At 34.3% G+C, this 9,590-nt stretch carries 7 protein-coding genes; 5 read left to right on the forward strand and 2 right to left on the reverse strand.

The features are described from left to right. Positions 1–18: 18 nt before the first annotated feature. Both QYZ68_RS03810 and valS read left to right on the forward strand, forming a co-directional pair. Entirely contained in the window at positions 19–1,020 is a 1,002-nt protein-coding gene (locus QYZ68_RS03810; protein WP_301384239.1) for a tRNA dihydrouridine synthase, read from the forward strand. Further along, positions 1,013–3,637 (forward strand): valine--tRNA ligase, encoded by a 2,625-nt coding sequence (valS, locus tag QYZ68_RS03815; RefSeq protein WP_301384240.1) that lies wholly within the window; start codon positions 1,013–1,015, stop codon positions 3,635–3,637. The genes QYZ68_RS03810 and valS overlap by 8 nt, the downstream gene beginning before the upstream one ends. A 100-nt stretch (positions 3,638–3,737) precedes the next feature. Here valS and mnmC2 read toward each other — a convergent pair whose 3' ends face one another. After that, on the reverse strand, positions 3,738–4,433 hold the full coding sequence (gene mnmC2 / locus QYZ68_RS03820; protein ID WP_301384241.1) for a tRNA (5-methylaminomethyl-2-thiouridine)(34)-methyltransferase MnmC2: 696 nt from the start codon (positions 4,431–4,433) through the stop codon (positions 3,738–3,740). Between the two features lie 181 nt (positions 4,434–4,614). Next, the gene (gene groES / locus QYZ68_RS03825; protein ID WP_301384242.1) at positions 4,615–4,887 is read right to left on the reverse strand and encodes a co-chaperone GroES; all 273 of its coding nucleotides are present in this window, start codon (positions 4,885–4,887) and stop codon (positions 4,615–4,617) included. A 143-nt stretch (positions 4,888–5,030) separates the two neighbouring features. Here groES and QYZ68_RS03830 point away from each other — a divergent pair, with 143 nt between their 5' ends. The 3 genes from QYZ68_RS03830 to QYZ68_RS03840 all read left to right on the forward strand — a co-directional run. Next, complete coding sequence (locus QYZ68_RS03830; protein ID WP_301384446.1) at positions 5,031–6,662, forward strand: ABC-F family ATP-binding cassette domain-containing protein; 1,632 nt, start codon at positions 5,031–5,033, stop codon at positions 6,660–6,662. Positions 6,663–6,694: 32 nt separating this feature from the next. Further along, on the forward strand, positions 6,695–8,368 hold the full coding sequence (locus tag QYZ68_RS03835; protein ID WP_301384243.1) for an outer membrane protein assembly factor BamB family protein: 1,674 nt from the start codon (positions 6,695–6,697) through the stop codon (positions 8,366–8,368). A gap of 110 nt (positions 8,369–8,478) precedes the next feature. Beyond that, positions 8,479–9,590, forward strand: a 1,112-nt coding sequence (locus tag QYZ68_RS03840; RefSeq protein WP_301384244.1) for a P83/100 family protein, incomplete at its 3' end; no start/stop codon positions are given.

Genomic DNA, 9,590 nt, shown 5'->3' on the forward strand with positions numbered 1-9,590 from the left:
TTATTATATATTTATTTTATGAATTTTTTAAACAATATTAGACGCCCAGTTATGATATTGGCTCCGATGGAGGATGTAACAGATACTGTTTTTAGAAATTTGATTCATACAATTGGGAACGGAAAGGATGAGCCCGATATTTACTTTACTGAATTTATTTCTGCTTTGGGGCTTGTAAGGGGATCTAAGCAATCAATTCAACACGTTTTAACAAAAAAAGATGAATTGAGTAGGCCCTTAATTGCTCAAATTTGGGGTAAGAACCCTGATGATTTTTTTAGTGCAATAAAAGTACTAGGTGAGTTAGGGTTTTGGGGAATTGATCTTAATATGGGTTGTCCCAGGAAGAAAATAGTTAAGAAGGGGGTGTGTTCCGCCTTAATTGAGAATAAAACTCTAGCTTATGAAATAGTTATGGCTAGTAAGGAATCTTGTTTAAAATTTGGACTGCCTCTTAGTATAAAGACAAGACATGGATTTTTTTGTTCTGAAGTTGAAGATTGGTTAGGATTTTTACTGAAATTGGGGATTGATATGCTGACAGTGCATCCAAGGCTTGCTGTTAATCAAAGTGAAGGGGATATAGATATTGATGTTTTTGATAAAGTTGTTAAATTGAGAGATAAGTTAAATCCTTCTACATTAATTATCGCAAACGGAGACATTTTAAGTTTAGAACAAGCAGGTCAAATTGTAAAAGACTATTCTATTGATGGCGTAATGTTTGGGCGTGGAATTTTTAAGAATTTAAATTTATTTAAAAGAGGTTCTTCCAACTTTTTGAGTAACAATTTGGATTTTAGATTAAATATATTAAAATTTCATGTGAAAGATTTTCATTCTACTTGGGGTCTTACTAAGGATTTTAACAAACTTAAGAAATACTTCAAGATTTATTTTAATGAGGTTGAGAGAAATAGTGAATATTTTCATAATATTATAAGTTCAGCTAATTATGAGGAACTTTTTGAAAATCTAGATCGGGTAGCTTTTAGGGAGATTATGTTAAATAATGAGTAGTAATTTTTCAAAGAAATATGATTTTAATATTTTTGAAGATAGGGTTTATAAGAAATGGCTAGAGAATGGGATATTTAAACCCAATGGTGGCCTTAGCCCCAAATTTAGCATGGTAGCTCCTCCACCAAACGTTACAGGTGTTCTTCATATGGGCCATGCACTTAATTTTACTTTGCAGGATATTCTTATTCGCTATAAGAGGATGAAAGGGAATGATACCCTCTGGCTTTTTGGAACAGATCATGCTGGAATTGCGACTCAATCAGTTTTTGAAAAACAGCTTAAAGATCTTGGGAAGAATAAAAATGATTTTACTCGTAAAGAGTTTATTGATGAAATTTTTAAACTAAAGGATAAGCATAGACAAATAATTGTTAGCCAGATAGAAAGACTTGGAGCTTCTTATGATCATTCTAGGGAGAGATTTACCCTTGACGATGGATTTTGCAGTGCTGTTAATAAAGCTTTTATAGATTTATATAATAAGGGTTTAATTTATAAGGGAGAATATCTTGTAAATCTTGATCCTGGTTCTGGAAGCGTTGTTAGTGATGAAGAGGTTGAATATAGAGAGATTGTTGGAAAGATTTATTTCATTAAATATTTGTTAGATGATAATAATTTTATTGAGGTTGCAACCACTAGACCTGAGACTATGTTTGCAGATGTGGCTGTTGCCATCAATCCTGATGATAAAAGGTATAAAGCCCTAATTGGCAGGGATGTTAGAATTCCTATTGTAAATAGAAAAGTTGAGATAATAGGGGATAGTTATGTCGATATGGAATTTGGCAGTGGTGCTTTAAAAATAACTCCTGCGCATGATCCTAATGATTTTGAAATCGCTAAAAGGCATGATCTTCCTAGGATAAATATTTTAACTGAGAATGGCAAACTTAATGAAAATGTTCCTGTTGAATATCAGGGATTAAGTGTGGATGATGCAAGAGCTAGGATAGAAAAAGATTTAAAAGATAAAGGATTGTTAGTAGATGTTAAGAGTCATAAACACCAAGTAGGGCATTGCCATAGGTCTGGAGAGGTTATTGAGCCTTATTTATCAAATCAGTGGTTTGTTAAAATGAGACCCCTAGCAGATAGTGCTTTAAAGGCCTTAGAAAAAGGTGAGATTAGGTTTTATCCTAAAAGGTGGGAAAATACATATAAGCATTGGTTGTTAAACATTAGAGATTGGTGTATTTCCAGGCAGTTAGTTTGGGGACATAGAATCCCTGCTTGGTATGATTGTAAGACAGGCGAGGTTGTTGTTAGCGAACTTGATCCGGCATTAAGCGAAGAGTATAAAGATAGGAACTTTACCAGAGAAACAGATGTGCTTGATACTTGGTTTTCTTCATGGCTGTGGCCATTTTCCGCGTTTGGATGGCCTGAGTCTACGCCGGATTTTAAGGACTATTATCCCACAGATACTTTAATTACTGCTTATGACATAATATTTTTTTGGGTTGCAAGAATGGTGATGGCAGGTCTTGAGTTTACGGGTCAAGTGCCTTTTAAGGAGATATACATAACGCCTCTTTTAAGAGATAAACAGGGCAGAAAGATGTCAAAATCTTTGGGTAATGGAATAGATCCTCTCGAGATTATCAATGAATACGGAAGTGATGCTTTGCGTTTTACTATTTCATTTTTATCTGTGCAAGGTCAGGACTTAAATATTGATACTAAGGATTTTATGTTTGGCGCTAGGTTTGTAAATAAAGTATTTAATGCATCTAGGTTTATTTTATCAAATTTAGAGGGAAAGGATGTATCAGGTAAATTAGAGTTAGATAGTGTTGATAAGTGGTTGCTTGCAAGTTTGAATTCTACTATTGTTTCTCTAGAAGGGGCACTTAAAAGGTATAAGTATAATGAGGCCACAAGGGCGGTATATGAATTCTTTTGGAGTGATTTTTGTGATTGGTATATTGAAATTAGTAAAATTAATTTAAACAGTGGGGATAGTTGTATTCAAAATATGACTATTCTTAAGTTGATTTTTTTCCTTGAAAAATCTTTATTTTTAATGCATCCCTTTCTGCCTTTTATTACTGAAGAGATTTATTCCAAACTTCCATCTTCAAAGGGTGCATTAGCTTTAGCAAAGTATCCAGAGGCTGTGAGTCAGGAAAATTTTGAAGAAGAGTTTAAAAGGTTTAATTCATTTAAGGATTTCATTGTGTCTATTAGAACTCTTAGAAGTGAATTTAACATAGTACCAAATATTAAGATGAATGTTGCTTTAAGGTTTGATAATACTTTCAAATATGAGAGCTATTTTAAGAAGCATGAGTATATTGCAAAGAAACTTATTAATTTTGATTTAATTTTTTACAACGAAAATTATGAGAATATGATAGGTGTGCCTAATGTTGGTTTTGAAAGCTTTGCAGATATTAAGAGTTTAATAGATATCGATAAAGAGCTTTTAAGGCTATCTAAGCAATTAGATAAGTACGAGAAGCTTAAGGCTTCGACTTTATCTAAGCTTGAAAATCAAAATTTCTTATCAAATGCACCCGATGAGATCATTAAGATTGAAAAATCAAAATTGGAAGAATTCGATTCTTTTACCTCAAAAATTGGCAATTATATCAACAATTTGAGCAAGTAATGCAACTTTGGGGGGGGGGGAAGGGCGTCTTCATTACGTGACAGAAAGTGTACCGGTTACTCAGGGGTTTCTTAACTCCAGGGTATCGGATAAGATTTAATTAGATTTCGCCTACCTTCTTTTCCTTTTTTCGTGCCCTTATCATGTGTCTTTTATTATTGAAACCTTTCACTCTAGAGTAATCAAAACTTGCAAGCTTTAAACCATCTTTTACAATTTTTGCTGAAGAGAACGTTGAAAGTTTCGCTCCACCTTTGCTTTTTTGTGAAATTAAATTAAAAATTTCTCCACCCCACATTTCCGGATTTTTGTTTGGACTAAACCCATCCATGAACCAATAGTCCATACAACAAGGAATTTCTTTAAGCTTTTTCCTGGCGTCTCCAATCAGTATCTTCAAATTAACATTTTCTGTTACTCTTACCTTTACGTCTTTCCTAGGCAGACTCGGGTATCTTTTGAGTAATAACCTGAAATACCCCAACTCTTTATCAAAAAATCTAGATACTTGCCTAATTTTTTCCTTCTCTAGTGGAAACCCTTCGATCGAATAGTAATTAACCCTTGTCTTTATTAAATTTTCCCTCAAGCACTTCAAAAGCGCTATGAAATTAAGTCCAGTTCCGAATCCCAATTCCCCAATATTTACAGCCTTTAAACTCACCAGATCAGTGTCCAAGCCACAGCCCTCAATGAACACATGAATACTTTCTTCGAGACCAAACTGAGGATGGTAATAAACATCCTCAAATCTACTCGAATAAAGGGTCCGTCCTTTAAACACCAGTTCACCCACACGCACCCAACCAATATCCAAGAAGTACCAAAGATCTCGAATCCAAAAAGCCACCACTCTTAAAGACCAGACCACAATCCACCGTAGTTCAAGCCGATCTGTTTGATTAGAATAATATGAACCATAAATAAGCCTAAAACTTCCAAACAGAGGAACTAAGACAAAAACTTAGTCCCTTCGTTTATTCCTCTATAATAGCTATAATTTCTTTTGCCTTCAGAATCAGATGTTCCTTATCCTCAATCTTTACAGCGGCCCCAGCATACTTTTCGTAAAGCACAACATCACCAACCTTAACAGTAATCTCTTCCTTACTAGAACCAACAGCCATAACCGTTCCAACATTTGTCTTCTCTTTCGCATTCTCCGGTATGTACAACCCAGAAATCGTCTTACTCTCAGCTTCTTTCACCTTAATCAACACCCTATCAGCTAAAGGTTTAATATTTTTCATCTAAAACATCCCCCTAATTTGATAGTATTAATACTACGAAAAATGAGACGTTAAGTCAATATGTTTGGGGTATGCTTGAAACTTCTCCTGATTTCAAGGATAATTCTCTTAATAAAAAATACAATTTGAGGTGGGGAGATAGGTTGATAACAGTAAGTAATTTAGAAGTTGCTTTTGGAGAGAGAGTTCTGTTTAAGGATGTAAATATTAAGTTTTCTCCTGGAAATTGTTACGGAATAATTGGGGCTAATGGAGCGGGCAAGAGTACTTTTTTGAAAGTTTTAGGGGGAGCTATTGAGGCTAATAAGGGTGATATTTTTATTCCTCGAGATCAAAGAATGGCTGTTCTCGAGCAAAATCAGTTTTCATACGATGATTTTAAGGTAATCGATACTGTGATCATGGGACATAAGAAGCTTTATGATGTTCAAAGGGAGAAGGATGAGATTTATGAAAAGGCTGATTTTAGCGAAGAGGATGGCATTAGAGCTGGGGAACTTGAGGCCGAATTTGCTGAGCTTGGTGGATATGAGGCTGAATCTGAGGCGTCGGTTCTTCTTAAAGGATTGGGTATAGACGAAGCAGCGCATGGTAGCTCAATGAAGGATATTGAGGGAGCTTTAAAAGTGAGAGTACTCTTGGCGCAAGCTCTTTTTGGTGATCCTGACATATTACTTCTTGATGAGCCTACTAATAATCTTGATATTCAGTCAATTAAGTGGTTAGAAGAATTTTTGATCAACTTTGAGAATACTGTAATTGTTGTATCTCATGATAGGCATTTTTTAAATCAGGTATGTACTCATATTGTTGACATTGATTATGGAAAAATTCAAGTTTATCTTGGTAATTATGATTTTTGGTATGAAACTAGTCAAATTTTGAATAAGCAATTAAAAGATGCTAAGAAAAGGTCTGAGGAAAAAATTGCAGAACTTAAAACTTTTATTCAGAGATTTTCAAGTAATGCATCGAAGTCTAGGCAAGCTACTTCAAGAAAAAAGTTAATTGAAAAGATTAAAATTGAAGATTTAAAGCCTTCTTCTAGGAAGTTTCCTTATGTTAACTTCAAGAGCGAGAGAGAACTTGGAAAAAATGTTCTTGCAATTAAAAATTTAACTAGAGAATTTGAGGGGCGACGTATTCTAGATAAGTTTAATATTGTGGTTGAGCCTGGGCAAAAGGTTGTGTTTTTGGGCAACCCAATTTCAGCAAGTTTTCTTTTTGACATAATAAGTAATGAGGATAGGGATTATAAGGGACATTACGAATGGGGTTCTACAGTTAAATTTGCCTATTTTAATAAAGATAACGAAAAATATTTTAAACTGGATTTAAGTTTGGTGGATTGGTTAAGGCAGTATTCAAAGGAACAGGATGAAACCTATATTAGGGGATTTTTAGGAAGAATGCTTTTCAGTCAGGATGAAGCTTTGAAAAAAGTTAGTGTACTTTCAGGAGGTGAAAAGGTTAGATGTATGCTTTCAAAAATAATGCTTAGTGGAGCTAATGTATTGTTGTTGGATCAACCAACTAATCATTTGGATCTTGAGGCTATTACATCTTTGAATACGGGTCTTAAAGAATTTAAGGGAGTTGTGTTATTTACGTCTCATGACCATCAGTTTATTGATACCATTGCTAATAGGATTATTGAATTTACACCAAATGGGATAATCGATCGTCACATGACCTTTTCAGAATACGTTGATGACTCTAACGTTAAAGACTTGAGAAATAAGCTTTGCGAGGGGCAGTCTAGTTTAAAACTTTAATTGGGGTTAAGTGTTTTAGGAAATTTATAAATTTGAATAAAAGTTTTTGTGTCTTTGTTTTTTTTGCTTCTTGCTTTTTTCTCTCAGCGGACGTTAATCTTTATTTTCAGAGAGCTTTAACAGGGAAAGTGGTGGCAAGCCCTATTTTGGATGAGAAGCGCAATACGATTACAGTGTTAACCAAAGATAAGTGGTTGATTACTTACAGTATGTCTTTGCAAAAAAAGTATTCTTACAGGATAGACAGAACTCCTCATCCTTTTCTTTTAAAGGATTTTGATAATGGGTATTATGTCATTACGGTGCGTAATGAGGTTCAAAAGATTAGAAGGGGCAAGCTTGTTTGGAAATACAGACTGGATGCTCCCCCCATAAAAGCACCCTCAATGGGCAATGGCTATATTTTAGTTCCTCAAGGCGATTCAAAAGTTGTTGCTCTAGGACTTAGAGATGGTAGAAAAGTTTTTGAAGTCAATACAGAAGGGAAAGCCTCAACTTCGGCTGTTGTTCTTGATAATGGTAATTTTTACATTGCAAATGAAAATTGCACAATGTTTGCTTTCAGTTCTTTAGGGGATAGCATATGGAGTATTTCTCTCAGGTCCTATCCTAATGTATTTATGGTAAATACTAATGATGAGATTATTGTGGGACATCGATCTGGTGATGTTGTACTTTATGGTAGTGACGTTGGAGCAGTTTTAAGTTCTCTTAATTTGGGCTATCCTATTGATTTTTTGTTTGAAAAATTTAATGGAGAATATGTTGCAGTGTCTAGAGATGGGGGTTTTTTTAATTTAAGTAGAAATCTTGGGCTTAGATTTACTAAAAAGTTAAGCCTTAATATTAGTGAAGCTGTTCTTTATAACAATCGTAATCTTTTTATTGCTGCTAGTCCGAATGGGGTTTTGTCGCTTGATGAGCATTTCAGGCCAGTAGATAGATATGATAATATTGGAGGTGTGTCAGGTCTTAGTGCTAATTTTGGAGTGATTGCTGCAGGTGGGCTTGATTGGGTATTGACTACTTATTATTATGAATATAAGGATGAGCTTGATGTTAAGGTTTGGAATCAACCGTTGGGTAATAGATATCATCAAAATAGAATAGCTTTTAAAGCAAAGTCTTTAGTGGATGATGATGAGATTTATTTATCTCTTGACGAAATGCTGAATGTTGAATATAGCAGGAGCGCTTATAATAAGTTTATCAATACTCTAGACTTTCTGGCAGGCAAGTATGGTAGTTTTCCAAAAAAATATTTAGATTTATACAGAAAAGCTTTTAATAAATGGCTTTCTCCTAGGGGCGGAATCAATAGGATAGCGCAAAGGGGAGAACTTTATAGGTATTTTGTTTATGTTGACGATGAATCTTCAATTAAGAGTCTTATAAAGACAGCGATTGAGGAGAAGGATATTAACAATATCATTGAAGTACTTAAAATTGTTTCTAAATTTGAATATTATCATGAGCAGTATGACCTTGTTTATAACTATGTGCAGTATGTTATATTAAATTATCAGGGAAGCCTGGACATAGCATATGCTGTTCTTTTGAATTTGAGAAGGATAATTTTGAACTCTTCAGAGGATGATCTTAAAATTTATAGGGATAAGTGCTTAGCTTTGTTAAAGTTTATAAGACGGCAAAATTTTTCTGAGAAAATTAATGAATACATTAATGAGATTATGAGAGTTCTTTGAACCACTTTTACCAAGGTTTAGTTGGTGTTTTTGTGTTAGAGTTTGGGTTTAAATTTATTCTGATTTAGTCAATAATAGAAATACAATTAACTAGTAGGAGAATTTTCGTTATGAAAAGAATATGGGTAATATTTGTTTCTTTTTTTGTTTTCTTGGATTTTTTTGCTCTTCATGCTAAAGAGGTCGATAGACAGAAATTAAAGGACTTTGTTGATATGGATCTTGAATTTTTGAATTATCGAGGTTCTTATGACAGTACAGATACATATGAGCAGATTGTAGGGATTGGTGAATTTTTAGCTAAAAATTTGATTAATAATAAATCTAACTACTACAACAAGTATTATGTTAATAGATATGTTGATGAGCAGGATGAGAAGAGTAGTTCTGATGTATTTCTAATTGGCGATAGATCTGCTCTTGATAGTGTGCTAAACCTTAGAAGGATACTTATGGGGTACTTAATGAAAGCTTTTGGTTACACTCGAGATAGTGCAGAATTATTGGCTAAGGCTATTACTATATATAATGCTGTTTATCGAGGAGATCTGGTTTATTATGGGGACTCTTATATCCAGTCTGCACTTAAGGATGCAACTAAAGATAATGTAGGACTTTCAAGAGTTTATAGTCAGTGGGCTGGAAAGACTCATGTTTTTATTCCCCTTAGAAGAGATATTTTGTCGGGAAATGTTGGGTCAGAGGTTGATCTTGACAGAATAGTTACAGAAAGAGTAATAGCGTCTCTTTTAAATGAGAATGAAAGTGGCGGGACGGATTTTGCAAGGGATATTACTGATGTTCAGGATGAAATACGGGATATAGACCAAGAGAGGGTTGATATTGAGGCTGAGTCCTTAAAGAGCATCGAGGAAGAATTAAATGATACTATAGAGGATTTAAGAGAACAGTTGGAGAAGGCTACTAGTGAGGATGAGAAGGGTAGGCTAGAGGAGCAGATTAAAGATAAGAGAGATGAGAGAGATGCTTTGGAAAAGAAGGGTAGTGATCTTAAGGGAACTCAGGAACAATTAGACAAAGGTCAAGATAAGTTGGATGCGCAAAGAGATATGGTTAAGGAGAGGTTACAGGAGGACATTGATAATAAAAATAAGGATAAGGATTTACCAAAACCAGGAGATATAGGTTCTCCTAAAGTGGATGAGAAGGAAGAATTAAATGATACTATAGAGGATTTAAGAGAACAGTTGGAGAAGGCTAC

The organism is Borrelia sp. P9F1 (assembly GCF_030436115.1).
Lineage (GTDB): Bacteria > Spirochaetota > Spirochaetia > Borreliales > Borreliaceae > Borrelia.